Source organism: Stenotrophomonas pictorum JCM 9942 (assembly GCF_001431585.1).
In the GTDB taxonomy this organism is placed as follows: Bacteria; Pseudomonadota; Gammaproteobacteria; order Xanthomonadales; family Xanthomonadaceae; genus Stenotrophomonas; species Stenotrophomonas pictorum.
In genome coordinates this window covers 24,587-38,404 of record NZ_LLXS01000006.1, presented here as the reverse complement: position 1 = coordinate 38,404, position 13,818 = coordinate 24,587, and the positions used below count along the sequence as shown (strand labels likewise).

The 13,818-nt window shown below is 64.5% G+C and carries 12 protein-coding genes; 10 read left to right on the top strand and 2 right to left on the bottom strand.

Annotated elements, in window-relative coordinates:
• Positions 1-69: 69 nt before the first annotated feature.
• Positions 70-2,442 (bottom strand): 3-hydroxyacyl-CoA dehydrogenase/enoyl-CoA hydratase family protein, encoded by a 2,373-nt coding sequence (locus ARC78_RS02340; RefSeq protein WP_054656857.1) that lies wholly within the window; start codon positions 2,440-2,442, stop codon positions 70-72.
• Between the two features lie 34 nt (positions 2,443-2,476).
• Positions 2,477-3,130 carry a TetR/AcrR family transcriptional regulator gene (locus tag ARC78_RS02335; RefSeq protein ID WP_054656859.1) on the bottom strand — a complete coding sequence of 218 codons (654 nt, stop codon included), beginning with the start codon at positions 3,128-3,130 and terminating at the stop codon, positions 2,477-2,479.
• A 210-nt stretch (positions 3,131-3,340) separates the two neighbouring features.
• Here ARC78_RS02335 and ndk point away from each other — a divergent pair, with 210 nt between their 5' ends.
• The 10 genes from ndk to guaB all read left to right on the top strand — a co-directional run bounded on the left by ndk (position 3,341) and on the right by guaB (position 13,758).
• Positions 3,341-3,766, top strand: coding sequence for a nucleoside-diphosphate kinase (gene ndk / locus ARC78_RS02330; protein WP_054656861.1), 426 nt, complete (start codon positions 3,341-3,343; stop codon positions 3,764-3,766).
• 15 nt (positions 3,767-3,781) lie between these two features.
• Positions 3,782-4,987 (top strand): dual-specificity RNA methyltransferase RlmN, encoded by a 1,206-nt coding sequence (gene rlmN, locus ARC78_RS02325; protein WP_054656862.1) that lies wholly within the window; start codon positions 3,782-3,784, stop codon positions 4,985-4,987.
• Between the two features lie 10 nt (positions 4,988-4,997).
• Positions 4,998-5,777, top strand: a complete 780-nt coding sequence (gene pilW / locus ARC78_RS02320) for a type IV pilus biogenesis/stability protein PilW (protein WP_054656874.1) — start codon at positions 4,998-5,000, stop codon at positions 5,775-5,777.
• 6 nt (positions 5,778-5,783) lie between these two features.
• Positions 5,784-6,635 carry a helix-turn-helix domain-containing protein gene (locus ARC78_RS02315; RefSeq protein WP_054656864.1) on the top strand — a complete coding sequence of 284 codons (852 nt, stop codon included), beginning with the start codon at positions 5,784-5,786 and terminating at the stop codon, positions 6,633-6,635.
• A gap of 57 nt (positions 6,636-6,692) precedes the next feature.
• Positions 6,693-7,334, top strand: coding sequence for a YfgM family protein (locus ARC78_RS02310; protein WP_054656866.1), 642 nt, complete (start codon positions 6,693-6,695; stop codon positions 7,332-7,334).
• Positions 7,334-8,530 carry an outer membrane protein assembly factor BamB gene (gene bamB / locus ARC78_RS02305; protein ID WP_057505649.1) on the top strand — a complete coding sequence of 399 codons (1,197 nt, stop codon included), beginning with the start codon at positions 7,334-7,336 and terminating at the stop codon, positions 8,528-8,530. Before ARC78_RS02310 ends, bamB begins: the two co-directional genes overlap by 1 nt.
• Before the next feature lie 12 nt (positions 8,531-8,542).
• Positions 8,543-9,940: a ribosome biogenesis GTPase Der gene (gene der / locus ARC78_RS02300; RefSeq protein WP_057505648.1), complete on the top strand. Its 1,398-nt coding sequence runs from the start codon at positions 8,543-8,545 to the stop codon at positions 9,938-9,940.
• A gap of 129 nt (positions 9,941-10,069) precedes the next feature.
• Positions 10,070-11,209, top strand: coding sequence for a molybdopterin-synthase adenylyltransferase MoeB (moeB, locus tag ARC78_RS02295; protein WP_057505647.1), 1,140 nt, complete (start codon positions 10,070-10,072; stop codon positions 11,207-11,209).
• An 82-nt stretch (positions 11,210-11,291) separates the two neighbouring features.
• Complete coding sequence (folD, locus tag ARC78_RS02290) at positions 11,292-12,176, top strand: bifunctional methylenetetrahydrofolate dehydrogenase/methenyltetrahydrofolate cyclohydrolase FolD (protein ID WP_054659057.1); 885 nt, start codon at positions 11,292-11,294, stop codon at positions 12,174-12,176.
• A 121-nt stretch (positions 12,177-12,297) separates the two neighbouring features.
• Positions 12,298-13,758: an IMP dehydrogenase gene (gene guaB / locus ARC78_RS02285; protein ID WP_057505646.1), complete on the top strand. Its 1,461-nt coding sequence runs from the start codon at positions 12,298-12,300 to the stop codon at positions 13,756-13,758.
• Positions 13,759-13,818 lie beyond the last annotated feature (60 nt).

Genomic DNA, 13,818 nt, shown 5'->3' with positions numbered 1-13,818 from the left:
TCTTCAATAGGTGTGAGCGTGAGGGCGGGCGAGGGCAGCGCTTGCAGCGCCGCCCCGAAGCACGCTCACTCAGTTCCGCAGCGGCTTGCCGGTGGTCAGCATGTGCGCGATACGGGCCTGGGTCTTTTCCTGCTGGGCCAGTTCGACGAAGTGCTTGCGCTCCAGGGTGAGCAGCCACTCTTCGTCGACCACGCTGTTGCGATCGACCTTGCCGCCGCACAGCACGGTGGCGATGCGCTCGGCGATCTCGTAGTCGTAGGGGCTGATGAAGCGGCCTTCGAGCATGTTGACCAGCATCATCTTGAAGGTGGCGATGCCCACGTCACCGGCCACGCGGATGCGGCGTGCCGGCAGCGGCGGTCGGTAGCCGCCTTCGGCCAGTGCGGTGACTTCAGCCTTGGCGATGTGCAGCAGCTCGAAGCTGTTGAACACCACCTTGTCGGTGCCGCGCATCAGGCCCAGTTCCTTGGCGTTGACCGCTGAATTGGAGACCTTGGCCATGGCCACGGTTTCAAAGGTCTTCTTCAGCTCGGCGAACACGTCGCCGTCCGGGCCGGCCGCCTGCGAGGCGCGCACGGCGATTTCCTTCAGGCCGCCACCGGCCGGCAGCAGGCCGACGCCGGCTTCGACCAGGCCGATATAGCTTTCCAGCGCCGCCACCGACTTGGCCGCATGCATCTGGAATTCGCAACCGCCGCCCAAGGCCAGGCCACGTACCGCGGTCACCACCGGCACGGTGGCGTACTTGATGCGCTGGCTGGTGCGCTGGAAGTTGGCCACGATCGCCTCGAATTCGGCGATCTTGCCGGCCTGCAGTGCACCCAGTGCGCCAGCCAGGTCGGCGCCCGCCGAGAAAGGCTCCTTGTTCTGCCAGATCACCACGCCCTTGAACTGCTTTTCAGCCAGACCGATTGCGTGCTGGATGCCGTCCAGCACCTGGTCGGAGACGGTGTTCATTTTGGTCTTGAAGCTGATGACGCCGATGCCGTCACCGTCGGTCCACAGGCGGATGCCGTCGTTCTCGAACACCGTTTCGCCCGGCGCGAACTTCTCGCCCAGCAGTGCGTCCGGGAAGCGTTGGCGCTGGTAGACCGGCAGCGAGGAGCGCGGCACCAGGGCATTCTGCGACGGGCTGTAGCTGCCTTCGGCAGCGTGCACGCCGTCACGGCCGTCCAGCACCCAGGCCGGCAGCGGCGCACTGCTCATGCTCTTGCCGGCGGCGATGTCGTCGGCGATCCACTGTGCCACCTGCTTCCAGCCAGCTGCCTGCCAGGTCTCGAACGGGCCCAGCGACCAGCCGTAGCCCCAGCGGATGGCCAGGTCGACGTCGCGCGCGGTTTCGGCGATATCGGCCAGGTGGTAAGCGCTGTAGTGGAACAGGTCGCGGAACGTCGCCCACAGGAACTGTGCGTGCGGGTGCTGGCTTTCGCGCAGCTTGGCGAACTTCTCGGCCGGGTTCTTGATCTTCAGGATCTCGACCACTTCCGGTGCAGCCGCGCGGTCGGCGGGACGGTAGTCCTGCTTTTCAAGGTCGATGACCATGATGTCCTTGCCGACCTTGCGGAAGATGCCGGCGCCGGTCTTCTGGCCCAGTGCACCCTTGCCGATCAGCGCGTCCAGCCATGCCGGCGCGTGGAAGTACTTGTGCCAGGGGTCGTCAGGCAGGGTGTCGCCCATGGTCTTGATGACGTGGGCCATGGTGTCCAGGCCGACCACGTCGGAGGTGCGGTAGGTCGCCGACTTCGGGCGGCCGACCAGCGGACCGGTCAGGCCGTCCACTTCGTCAAAGCCCAGGCCGAACTGCTGGGTGTGGTGGATGGTGGACAGGATCGAGAACACGCCGATGCGGTTGCCGATGAAGTTCGGGGTGTCCTTGGCGTAGACCACGCCCTTGCCCAGGTTGGTGGTCAGGAACGTTTCCAGGCCTTCCAGCACCGCCTTGTCGGTGGTCTTGGCCGGGATCAGCTCGGCCAGATGCATGTAGCGCGGCGGGTTGAAGAAATGCACGCCGCTGAAGCGGTGGCGCAGTTCTTCCGGCAGCACGTCGGCCAGCTTGTTGATGCCCAGGCCCGAGGTGTTGGACGCCAGTACCGCGTGTTCGTTCACGAACGGCGCGATCTTCTTGTACAGGTCCTGCTTCCAATCCATGCGTTCAGCGATGGCTTCGATGATCAGGTCGCAGTCGCGCAGCTGCTCCAGGCCGGAGTCGTAGTTGGCCGGGGTGATGGCTTCAGCCAGCGCCTTGCTGGCCAGCGGCGCCGGGCTCAGTTTGCCGAGGTTGGCAATGGCCTTGAGCACGATGCCGTCGGCAGGACCTTCCTTGGCGGCCAGGTCGAACAGCACGGTGTCGACGCCGGCATTGGTCAGGTGGGCGGCGATCTGCGCACCCATGACGCCTGCGCCAAGGACGGCGGCGCGGCGGACAATCAGGGAATTGGACATATCGATAAACCTTTGGTCTGCGAGGACGGGTGGATCAGGTGAGGGAGGTTGAATCCGGCGCGCGCGCACTGGCGCGGAAGCCGGCTTCGGCGAAATGGATCAGTTCCTGCGCGGCCTTGCTGCGATGGGCGGCCTCGCTGATGTTGTGTGGGCGCTTGATCAGGCCGAAATCGGCCATGGCGTAGGTCAGCGAACCGGCCAGGAAATCCAGGCGCCAATAAAGTTCCTCTTTGCTCAGGCCCGGCACGCAGGCGCCGATGGCCTTGCCGAACTCGCGCAGCACGTGGCCGTAGTGGTCGGACAGGAACTTGCGCAGGTTGTCGTTCTTCTCGGCATAGGCGCGGGCGATGACGCGGACGAAGGCGCCGCCGCTCTGGCGGTCCTGGGCCATCGCCAGCGCAGGCTCGACGAAAGCGGCCAGCAACGGGCGCAACTCGCCGGGATGGGCGGTGCGCGCCTGTTCCAGCTGGCTCAGGCGGGCAGCGGACATCTCGTCCATGCGGCGGCGGAACACTTCATTGACCAGGTTGTCCTTGGACCCGAAGTGGTAGTTGACCGCGGCGATGTTGACATCGGCATGACTGGTCACCTGGCGCAACGACGTGCCGGCGAAGCCGTACTGGGCGAACAGTTCCTCGGCTGCGCCGAGAATCCGGTCCTTGGTGGAAAAGCTGGCGGGTTTGCCCATGGCGGCTCAATCAATCAAACGATTGTTTAAATCCTACGCCTGTGCCAGGGCTCCGGTCATGCTGCCATGCAGCATCATTCATCCGCCGCTGTGCAAACGCCAGGGTCAACCGGTAGAATTACCCACCGCAATTCAGGCTAAGCCCGCGTCCGCACGCGGGTTTTTTTCATGTACCCTCGGGCCGACCGGCCCATATACCGGAGAATTCCCATGGCGCTCGAGCGCACTCTTTCCATCATCAAGCCCGACGCCGTCGCCAAGAACGTGATCGGTGAAATCTACGCCCGCTTCGAAAAGGCCGGCCTGAAGATCGTGGCTGCCAAGTACAAGCAGCTCTCGCGCCGTGAAGCCGAAGGCTTCTACGCCGTGCACCGCGAGCGTCCGTTCTTCAACGCCCTGGTCGAGTTCATGATCTCCGGCCCGGTGATGATCCAGGCCCTGGAAGGCGAGAACGCCGTGCTGGCCCACCGTGACCTGCTGGGCGCCACCAACCCGAAGGACGCTGCGCCGGGCACCATCCGCGCCGATTTCGCCGACTCTATCGACGCCAATGCCGCCCACGGTTCGGATTCGGTCGAGAACGCAGCCATCGAAGTGGCCTATTTCTTCGCTGCCACCGAAGTGGTTTCGCGCTAAGCAGAGGTTGAAGTCGTGAACGAGGTCGTACAGACACCCGCCATCCAGCCGTTGCCGAAAACGGCAGGCAGCGCTGGCAAGCAGAACCTGCTCGACCTTGATCGCGCGGGCCTGGAAACGTTCTTCGTCGAAACCCTCGGCGAGCAGAAGTTCCGTGCCCATCAGGTGATGAAGTGGATCCACCACCGCTACGTCACCGATTTCGACCAGATGACCGACCTCGGCAAGGCGCTGCGCGCCAAGCTGCAGCAGCATGCCGAGGTCGTCGTCCCGAATATCGTGTTCGACAAGCCCTCGGTCGACGGCACCCACAAGTGGTTGCTGGCGATGGGCGTGGATGGCAAGAACGCCATCGAAACCGTGTACATCCCCGACAAGACCCGCGGCACGCTGTGCGTGTCCTCGCAGGTCGGTTGCGGTTTGAACTGTACGTTCTGCTCCACCGCCACCCAGGGTTTCAACCGCAACCTGAGCACCGCCGAGATCATTGGCCAGGTGTGGGTTGCCGCCCGTCACCTGGGCAATGTGCCGCACCAGATGCGTCGTCTCACCAATGTGGTGATGATGGGCATGGGCGAGCCGTTGATGAATTTCGACAACGTCGTGCGTGCGATGAGCATCATGCGCGATGACCTGGGCTATGGCTTGGCCAACAAGCGCGTGACCCTGTCCACGTCCGGTCTGGTACCGCAGATCGACCGCCTCTCGGTCGAGAGTGATGTGTCGCTGGCCGTTTCCCTGCACGCACCCAACGATGAGCTGCGCGAGACACTGGTGCCGCTCAACAAGAAGTACCCGATTGCCGAGCTGATGGCTTCCTGCGCGCGTTACCTGCGCGGCAACAAGAAGCGCGATTCGGTGACCTTTGAATACACCCTGATGAAGGGCATCAACGACCAGCCCGAGCACGCCCGCCAGCTGGCGCGGCTGATGCGCCAGTTCGACAACGCGGTGCAGGCCAAGGATTCGGGCAAGGTCAATCTGATTCCTTTCAATCCGTTCCCGGGAACGCGCTACGAGCGCTCTGACGAAGAGCAGATCCGCGCTTTCCAGAAGATCCTGCTTGATTCGCAGGTGTTGACGATGGTGCGCCGTACCCGTGGCGATGATATCGACGCGGCCTGTGGCCAGCTCAAGGGGCAGGTGATGGACCGCACGCGTCGCCAGGCCGAGTTCAACCGTCTGCTTGCGGCGCAGGAAAACGGAGATGTCGTTGCTTGATCGCCTGCTGATGCTGCTGGTCGCCACAGTGCTGGTTACCGGCTGCGGGCATGGTCGCGACTCCAGGGCGGGAACGGTTCGGCGCATCGAGCAGGTCGCGCCGCAGTACGATCTGCGCGATGACAAGCAGGCGCGTCGGCGCATTCAATACCAAGAGTTGCTGCGTCTGTCCGGTGACCGGCTGGGACGCAACCAGCTCGACGACGCACTCAAATACGCCCGCTCCGCGCAAAAGCTGGAGCCCTCGGTTCCGGATGCTTACACCGTACAGGCGGTGATCGAAGGCTACAGGGCCAATCCGGCGGCCGCCGGAGAGCTGTATCGCAAGGCCGCCGAGCTGGCGCCTAAGCAGGGCGATGTGGCCAACAACTACGGCGCCTGGCTGTGCGGCAATGGTCATCCGGCAGAAGCGCTGGTCTGGTTCGACAGGGCGCTGGCGGATCCGGCGTACGCCGCACGGGCTGATGCACTGGCCAATGCCGGGGGCTGTGCGCTGGATGCAGGGCAGCGCGAACGTGCCGAGCGCGATCTCCGCCAGGCGCTGGCCTTGGCGCCTGACAACGCGTATGCGCTGGAGTCGATGGCACGCAGCGAGTACGCCCGGGGGCGCTATTTCGAGGCGCGCGCCTTCTATCAGCGGCGTCTTGCGGCTGCGCCGGCCACGGTTTCCGTGTTACAAATTGCCATTCAGATTGAAGAGCGGCTGGGCGACAGGAGTGCCGCCGGTCGATACCAACAGCGGCTGCGCGAGGAGTTTCCCTCGACAGCGGCCTCGAATCCCCAAGGCTAGTGCATTGTGATCAATGATCCAGGTGTGAACGCTTTTGAAGGTGTGGTGGGGTGTGGTGAGCAGCTTCGCCGGGCCCGCGAGGCGGCAGGGCTGTCGATACAACAGGTTGCTGGTCAGCTGCGTATGCCGGCTCAGGTGGTCGCAGCGCTCGAATGTGAACAGTGGGGTCGCCTCGGTGCGCCCGTGTTCGTGCGTGGTCAGCTGCGCAGCTACGCCAGGCTGTTGAAGGTGGATATCGGCGAGGCCCTGCAGCGGGCGATGATGGCGCCGATCGAGCCGCCGGCACTGGTCAGCCACATGCACACGCCGCGGCTCAAGCGTATGGCGGAGAGTCTGGGGCGTCGGGCGGTCTATGGAGTGATCACCGCGGTGCTCGCGGTTCCGGTGTGGTTTGCCTTCCAGGGCAAACTGGTCGACACCCCGCCCAGTACCGCTTCGTTGGATGTGATGCCCGAGGCGGCGTCCGCGGCGTCGCCTCAGACGGTTGCCGGGGGGCAGGGGGTACCTGCTCCGGTGGCTGGCAGCGCACCCAAGCGCGCTCCCTATATCGCCTCGATGGCCCCTGTTGCGCGAAATGCGGTCCCGGCCCCTGCCGCGACGCTGACGCTGGATTTCAAGGGGGACAGCTGGGTGGAGATTCTTGCGCCCGACGGTTCCGTCGTGGAAAAGGGGTTGATTCCCGCCGGGCAGATACGCAGCTTCGATATCGGGCAGGTCGGGCGCATGAAGCTCGGCAATGCGGCCGAGGTCGCGGTTCGACAGGCGTCGGGCAGCGTCGATCTGACGCCCTACAAGCGCGGCAATGTGGCCCGCTTTACGGTATCCTCTGACGGCTCCGTGGCGCCGGTTTCGTACTGAAACGTGGCATCCAATTAAAACAACAATGCTCCCCGGAAAAGTGGGGCGAGAGTACGCATGGCGATTGACGACCTGCTCGACGAGCACGAACAAAGTGAACGTGTCCGCACCTGGCTTCGCAAAAATGGGTTTGGAATTTTTGCCGGAGTGGTGCTGGGTATTGCCGCCATCTACGGTTGGCAGTGGTGGCAGAAGGACCAGGTGGGCAAGCTGGCCGAGGCCAATACCCGCTATGAGTCTGTTCTGCGCAGTCTGCAGTCCAAGAATCTCGACGAGGCTGTGAAGGAAGTCGCGGCACTGGAAGGTGGCAAGGCCGGGATCTATGCCGATCTGGCCGCGTTGGAGCTGTCCAAGGCGCAGGTCGAGGCCGGCAAGCCTGAGGATGCGATCAGGACACTGCGTGGGCTGAACGCCGAAGGCGAGTTCAAGGCGTTGATCGACCAGCGTATTGCCCGGCTGCTGATCGAAACCGGTAAGCCGGAAGATGCGCTGGCGCTACTGGGCCCGGCAGATGACAGCGCGGCTCTGGAGATTCGCGCTGACGCACTGATGGCGCAGGGCAAGCGTGATGACGCGCGGGATCTGTACAGCCAGGCGCTGGCCAAGCTGGATGTCGCTGCTCCGCAGCGCCGTCTGCTGGAAACCAAGCTGACTGATGCTGGTGGCACTGTGACCGACCCTGCGGCGGAGAAGAACTGATGAAGCTCAAGCAAGTTGCAGGTGTGGCGCTGATGGCGATGGCGCTGGCCGGTTGCTCCACGGTCAAGGGCTGGTTTGCCGGGAAGGATGCCGAGGCCAAGAAAGCGCTTGAGCCGATGGAGCTGGCCAAGTTCGAGCCGACGGCCAGTGTCAGCAAGATCTGGTCGGTGAATGTTGGCAAGGGCGAGGGCCGGATTGGCCTGCGCCAGGCGCCCGTCGTCGCCGATGGCCGTGTCTACGCGGCGGCCGTAGAGGGCGGTGTGCATGCGCTGGATTTGCAGAGCGGCAAGGAAATCTGGGAATACGTCCCGGCCAAGGAAAAGAAGAAGCCCAAGCTCCGTCTTTCCGGCGGTCCAGGCGCTGGCGAAGGTGTGGTGGTCATCGGCACGCTGGACGGCAAGGTGATCGCACTCGACGCCAGCACTGGTGCCGAGAAGTGGACGGCCAAAGTCCCGGGTGAGGTGATCACGGCACCTGCGGTTGCGCAGGGTCTGGTATTCGTGCGCAGCAATGATGGGCGTACCACCGCGTTCGACGCCGGCACTGGCGAGCAGCGCTGGTTCAACTCGCAGGAGTTGCCTGCCTTGACCGTGCGCGGCAATGCGCCGGTGGTTGCCGGTCCGGGCGTGCTGTTCATCGGCAACGATGACGGCACCGTGGCGGCGTTGGCGATGCAGGACGGCCGTCCACTGTGGGAGCAGATGGTAGGCGCGCCGGAAGGGCGTACCGAGCTGGAGCGCATGTCTGATGTCGATGGGGCCCCGGTGCTGGAAGGCAATACGCTGTATGTGAGCAGCTTCAAGAACCAGACGCTGGCCATCGAGGGCCCGACCGGGCGTCCGCTGTGGTCCCGCGATCACGGTGGCGCAGGCGGTGTTGCGGTGTCCTCGGGCAATGTCGTGGTCACCGATGGCAAGGGCGTGGTTTACGGGCTGGACAAGATGTCCGGTTCAGCGATGTGGTCGCAGCAGGCGCTGGGGCGCCGCTCGGTGACCGGTCCGGCCATCCACGGCGACTACGCGGTGGTGGGTGATTACAAGGGTTATCTGCATTGGTTGCGCCTGGACAACGGCGAACTGGCTGCCCGCGAGAAGGCCGGGGGCGATGCGCTCCGGGCACAGCCTTTGGTGGCTGACGGAATTCTGCTGGTGCAGAACGTGGATGGAAAGCTGACCGCATTCCGGTTGGCCCAATAAGGAGTAAAAGCGATGCTGCCCTTGGTCGCCCTGGTCGGACGGCCGAATGTCGGCAAGTCCACCCTTTTCAATGCTTTCACCCGCACCCGGGACGCGCTGGTCCATGACCAGCCCGGTGTTACGCGTGACCGTAATTACGGTGTCTGTCGTCTCAATGAGGACAAACCGTTCCTGATCGTCGATACCGGCGGTATCGCAGGTGATGAGGAAGGTCTTGCCGGCGCGACCGCCCGGCAGGCACGTGCTGCCGCAGGCGAAGCCGATCTGATCCTGTTTGTCGTCGATGCCCGCGAGGGTACCTCGGCGCTGGACGATGAAATTCTCTCGTGGCTGCGCAAGCTGTCGCGGCCGACCTTGCTGTTGATCAACAAGATCGACGGTACCAACGAAGATACCGTCCGCTCGGAATTCTCCCGTTACGGTTTCAGCGAAATGCTGACCGTTTCGGCGGCCCATCGTCAGGGCCTGGATGACCTGCTGGACGAGGTGGTCGAGCGCTTGCCGGAAGAGGGGACGACCGAGACCTTGGACGATGATCCGGGTCGCATGCGTATCGCTTTTGTCGGGCGCCCGAACGTGGGCAAGTCCACGCTGGTCAACCGCTTGTTGGGCGAGGAGCGCATGATCGCCTCCGAAGTTCCCGGCACCACCCGCGATTCGATCGCGGTGGATATGGAGCGTGACGGCCGCGAGTACCGCCTGATCGATACCGCAGGCCTGCGCCGCAAAGGCCGGGTGGATGAAGTCGTTGAGAAATTCAGCGTCGTCAAAACACTGCAGGCGATCGAACAGTGCCAGGTTGCCGTTCTGATGCTGGACGCCACCGAGGGCGTTACCGATCAGGATGCCAGTGTGCTGGGTGCGGTGCTGGATGCCGGTCGTGCGCTGGTTGTTGCGATCAACAAGTGGGATGGTTTGACCGAATACCAGCGCGAGCAGGCGGAAGCCCTGCTGTCGCGCAAATTGAGCTTCGTGCCTTGGGCTGAAGTGGTGCGTATCTCCGCCCAGCATGGTTCGGGGTTGCGGGAGCTGTTCCGTGCGATCCATCAGGCCCATGCGTCTGCGACGATGGAATTCAGTACCAGCGAGGTGAATCGGGCGCTGGAGATCGCGTACGAAACCAACCCGCCGCCGGCCATTCGTGGCCACGTGTCCAAGCTGCGCTATGTGCACCCGGGCGGCAGTAATCCGCCTACCTTCATCGTCCATGGCACGCGCCTGAAGGATCTGCCGGAGTCGTACAAGCGGTATCTGGAGAACTTTTTCCGCAAGCGCTTCAAGCTGGTGGGCACGCCGGTGCAGTTCATCTTCCGCGAGGGCACCAACCCTTACGAAGGCAAGAAGAACGTCCTCACCGAACGCCAGGTCAAGGCCAAGCGGCGCCTGATGAAGCATGTGAGGGGAAAGTAGGAAAAAGGGCGTCCATGGGGCGCCCTTTTTTACTGGTCTTTGCTGGCGCTGCCCGGATTGGCGATGGTGGAGTCCGAGGGTGCACTGCCGGTTCCTGCGTCAATGGCGGGCATGGCGGATAATCACGCCATGAGCATTTGCGAGATTTCCCCTGAACAGGCGCGTACGCGCCAGACTGCCGGTGCCTTGCTGATCGACCTGCGTCAGGCGCACGAGCGCGCCGGCGGTATGGCCGAAGGCGCGCTGGGGATTGCCAAAGACGAACTGCTGGCCGCGCCGTCCCTGCATCTGCCTTCACGGGACAGGGAGATCCTGCTGATCTGCCAGAGCGGCCGACGCTCGGCCGATGCGGCGGCCGCGTTGCAGGCGGCCGGATACACCCGGCTGGCATCGGTTGCCGGCGGCACGGTGGCGTGGCGGGAGGCAGGCCTGCCGCTGGTGCAGCCGCTGCTGGATGCTGGTGAACGCGATTTCTATGACCGCTATTCGCGCCACCTGCTCCTGCCGCAGGTGGGGGAGGCAGGGCAGCGCCGTCTGCGCGATGCGCGCGTGCTGGTGGTGGGGGCGGGCGGGCTCGGCGCGCCGGCAGCGTTCTATCTGGCGGCTGCTGGCGTGGGTCATTTGCGGATCGCCGATCACGACGTTGTCGAGCGCAGCAATCTGCACCGGCAGATCATCCATACCGATGCCGGCGTTGGCCAGCCCAAGGTCGTCTCGGCGCGCGAGCGTTTGCTGGCGCTGAATCCGCATATCGAGGTGGAGGCGATCCCGCAGCGGGTCACCTCCCGCAACATCGATACGCTGATGCGGGAGGTGGACGTGGTGCTGGATGGCTCGGACAATTTCCCGCTGCGCTACCTGCTCAATGACGCCTGCATCAAGCACGCCACGCCGCTGGTCTATGCCGCGATCGAGCGCTTCGACGGGCAGGTGAGTGTGTTCGATGCCGGCCGGCAGCGCGGGCGTGCGCCGTGCTATCGCTGCCTGTTCCCGGCGCCGCCGCCGGCGGAGTTCGCACCCAATTGCGCCGAGGCGGGGGTGCTTGGCGTACTCCCCGGTCTGGCCGGGGTGATGCAGGCTGCGGAAGTGTTGAAGCTGCTGTTGGGTATCGGTGAGCCGCTGACCGGACGGCTGCTGCGCTTTGATGCGTTGCAGATGCGCTTCCGCGAAACCCGCGTGCATGCCGATCCGGCGTGCCCGGTATGTGCACCGGGCATGGAGTTTCCCGGTTATATCGACTACGCGGCGTTCTGTTCCCGGCGCGGCTGATCCTGCGTTCAGGGCAGGTGGCAGGTGTCGGACATGGCGGAATCAGGGACAATACCCGGTCCCTGCTGCTGCCCCCACGCCCATGACCGCTTCCGCTGACGCCTCCGTGGCGACTTCCCGCATCCTCGACGGCCGCCGTATCGCCGAGGAGCTGCTTGATGATCTGAAACTGCGGGTGGATGCGCGCCTGGCGGCCGGGCGTTCGCGCCCCGGGCTTGCGGTGGTGCTGGTGGGGGGCGATCCGGCCTCGACCGTGTACGTGCGCAACAAGCGCCGTGCGGCGGAGAAGGTCGGCATCGAGGCCTTCGATTACGACATGCCCGAGTGCACCACGGAGGCGCAGCTGCTGGCGCTGATCGACCAGCTCAATGCCGACCCGAAGATCCACGGCATCCTGATCCAGCTGCCGCTGCCCGGCATCCCCGATGCAAGCCGGCTGATCCAGCGCATCGATCCGCGCAAGGATGTGGACGGTTTCCACCCCGAGAACGTCGGGCATCTGGCCCTGCGCCAGTTCGGCCTGCGGCCGTGCACGCCGCGGGGCATCACCACCCTGCTGGGCCATACCGACCAGCCGGTGCGTGGCCGCAACGCCACCATTGTCGGGGTCAGCAACCATGTCGGCCGGCCGATGGGGCTGGAGCTGCTGATCGCCGGCTGCACCGTGACCAGCTGCCACAAGTTCACGCCGCGCGAGGTGTTGGAGCAGGCGGTGCGCAATGCCGACATCCTCGTGGTCGCGGTGGGGATCCCGCAGCTGATTCCCGGCGAGTGGGTCAAGCCGGGGGCGGTGGTGATCGATGTGGGTATCAATCGCCTGGACGATGGCCGTCTGGTGGGGGATGTCGGTTTCGAGGCGGCCGCGCAGCGGGCCAGCTGGATCACCCCGGTGCCCGGCGGCGTCGGTCCGATGACCGTGGCCACGTTGATGCAGAACACGATCGAGGCGGCCGAGGCCAACGGCTGAACCGAGGTCGAGGAGGCGGGGCCGTGCAACGCTGATTTGCAGCGTTGCCCCCTGCGTCCCCCTGACATCGGCGCGCAAACAAGGGTAAAATGTCGCGCTTCCCCACATATCGGGTACGCCGATGCTGCGCATCCAGGCTGAAGCACTCACATACGACGACGTTTCGCTCGTCCCCGCCCATTCCATCGTCCTGCCCAAGGACGTCGATCTCGGCACGCGCCTGACGCGCGATCTGCGGTTGAAGCTTCCGGTTGTCTCGGCGGCGATGGATACCGTCACTGAAGCCCGTCTTGCCATTGCGATGGCCCAGATCGGCGGCATTGGCATCATCCACAAGAACCTGAGCCTCGAGCAGCAGGCGGCCGAAGTGGCCAAGGTCAAGAAGTTCGAGTCCGGCGTGATCCGCGACCCGATCACCGTCGGCCCGGAAACTTCGATCCGCGACGTGCTGGCCTTGACCCAGGCCCACAACATCTCCGGCGTGCCGGTGGTGGATGGCGGCGGCCAGCTGGCCGGCATCGTCACCCACCGTGACATGCGCTTCGAGACCGAGCTGGACGATCCGGTCCGCCACATCATGACCAAGAAGGATCGCCTGATCACGGTCAAGGAAGGCGCCGCGTCGGATGAAGTGCTGCAGCTGCTGCACAAGAACCGTATCGAAAAGGTGCTCGTGGTCAATGACGCGTTTGAACTGCGCGGCCTGATCACGGTCAAGGACATCCAGAAGAAGACCGACAACCCCAACGCCGCCAAGGACACCTCGACCCGTCTGCTGGTCGGTGCCGCGGTCGGTGTGGGCGGTGACACCGATCGCCGTGTCGAGGCGCTGGTCGCCGCCGGTGTCGACGTGCTGGTGGTGGATACCGCGCACGGCCACTCGCAGGGCGTGCTGGACCGCGTGCGCTGGGTGAAGAAGAACTTCCCGGGCGTGCAGGTTATCGGCGGCAACATCTGCACCGGTGATGCGGCGCTGGCGCTGCTGGACTGCGGCGCCGATGGCGTCAAGGTCGGTATCGGTCCGGGCTCGATCTGCACCACGCGTGTGGTGGCGGGCGTGGGTGTGCCACAGATCACCGCGATCGACCTGGTGGCCGAAGCGCTGCAGGACCGCATTCCGCTGATCGCCGATGGCGGCATCCGCTATTCGGGCGACATCGGCAAGGCGCTGGCCGCCGGTGCCTCGACGGTGATGATCGGCGGCCTGTTCGCCGGTACCGAGGAATCGCCGGGCGAGACCGAGCTGTTCCAGGGCCGCAGCTACAAGAGCTACCGCGGCATGGGCTCACTGGCGGCGATGGAAAAAGGCAGCAAGGACCGTTACTTCCAGGATTCGGCCGATGCCGACAAGCTGGTGCCCGAAGGCATCGAAGGTCGCGTGCCCTACCGCGGTCCGGTCGGTGGCATCGTCCATCAGCTGATGGGCGGTCTGCGCGCTACGATGGGCTACGTGGGTTGCGGCACCATCGAAGAAATGCGCACTAAGCCGAAGTTTGTGAAGATCAGCGGTGCCGGCCAGCGTGAGAGCCACGTCCACGACGTGCAGATCACCAAGGAGCCACCGAATTACCGCATGGGCTGATCCAGTCCGACGCAAAGAGGGAGACGTTCGCGTGTCCCTCTTTTCGTATCCGCCATCCGT

Bases quoted from the DNA above. Each gene is read 5' to 3' on its own strand.
- ARC78_RS02340 (WP_054656857.1), bottom strand. From the start codon at position 2,442: ATGTCCAATTCCCTGATTGTCCGCCGCGCCGCCGTCCTTGGCGCAGGC.
- ARC78_RS02335 (WP_054656859.1), bottom strand. From the start codon at position 3,130: ATGGGCAAACCCGCCAGCTTTTCCACCAAGGACCGGATTCTCGGCGCA.
- ndk (WP_054656861.1), top strand. From the start codon at position 3,341: ATGGCGCTCGAGCGCACTCTTTCCATCATCAAGCCCGACGCCGTCGCC.
- pilW (WP_054656874.1), top strand. From the start codon at position 4,998: ATGCTGCTGGTCGCCACAGTGCTGGTTACCGGCTGCGGGCATGGTCGC.
- ARC78_RS02310 (WP_054656866.1), top strand. From the start codon at position 6,693: ATGGCGATTGACGACCTGCTCGACGAGCACGAACAAAGTGAACGTGTC.
- bamB (WP_057505649.1), top strand. From the start codon at position 7,334: ATGAAGCTCAAGCAAGTTGCAGGTGTGGCGCTGATGGCGATGGCGCTG.
- der (WP_057505648.1), top strand. From the start codon at position 8,543: ATGCTGCCCTTGGTCGCCCTGGTCGGACGGCCGAATGTCGGCAAGTCC.
- moeB (WP_057505647.1), top strand. From the start codon at position 10,070: ATGAGCATTTGCGAGATTTCCCCTGAACAGGCGCGTACGCGCCAGACT.
- folD (WP_054659057.1), top strand. From the start codon at position 11,292: ATGACCGCTTCCGCTGACGCCTCCGTGGCGACTTCCCGCATCCTCGAC.
- guaB (WP_057505646.1), top strand. From the start codon at position 12,298: ATGCTGCGCATCCAGGCTGAAGCACTCACATACGACGACGTTTCGCTC.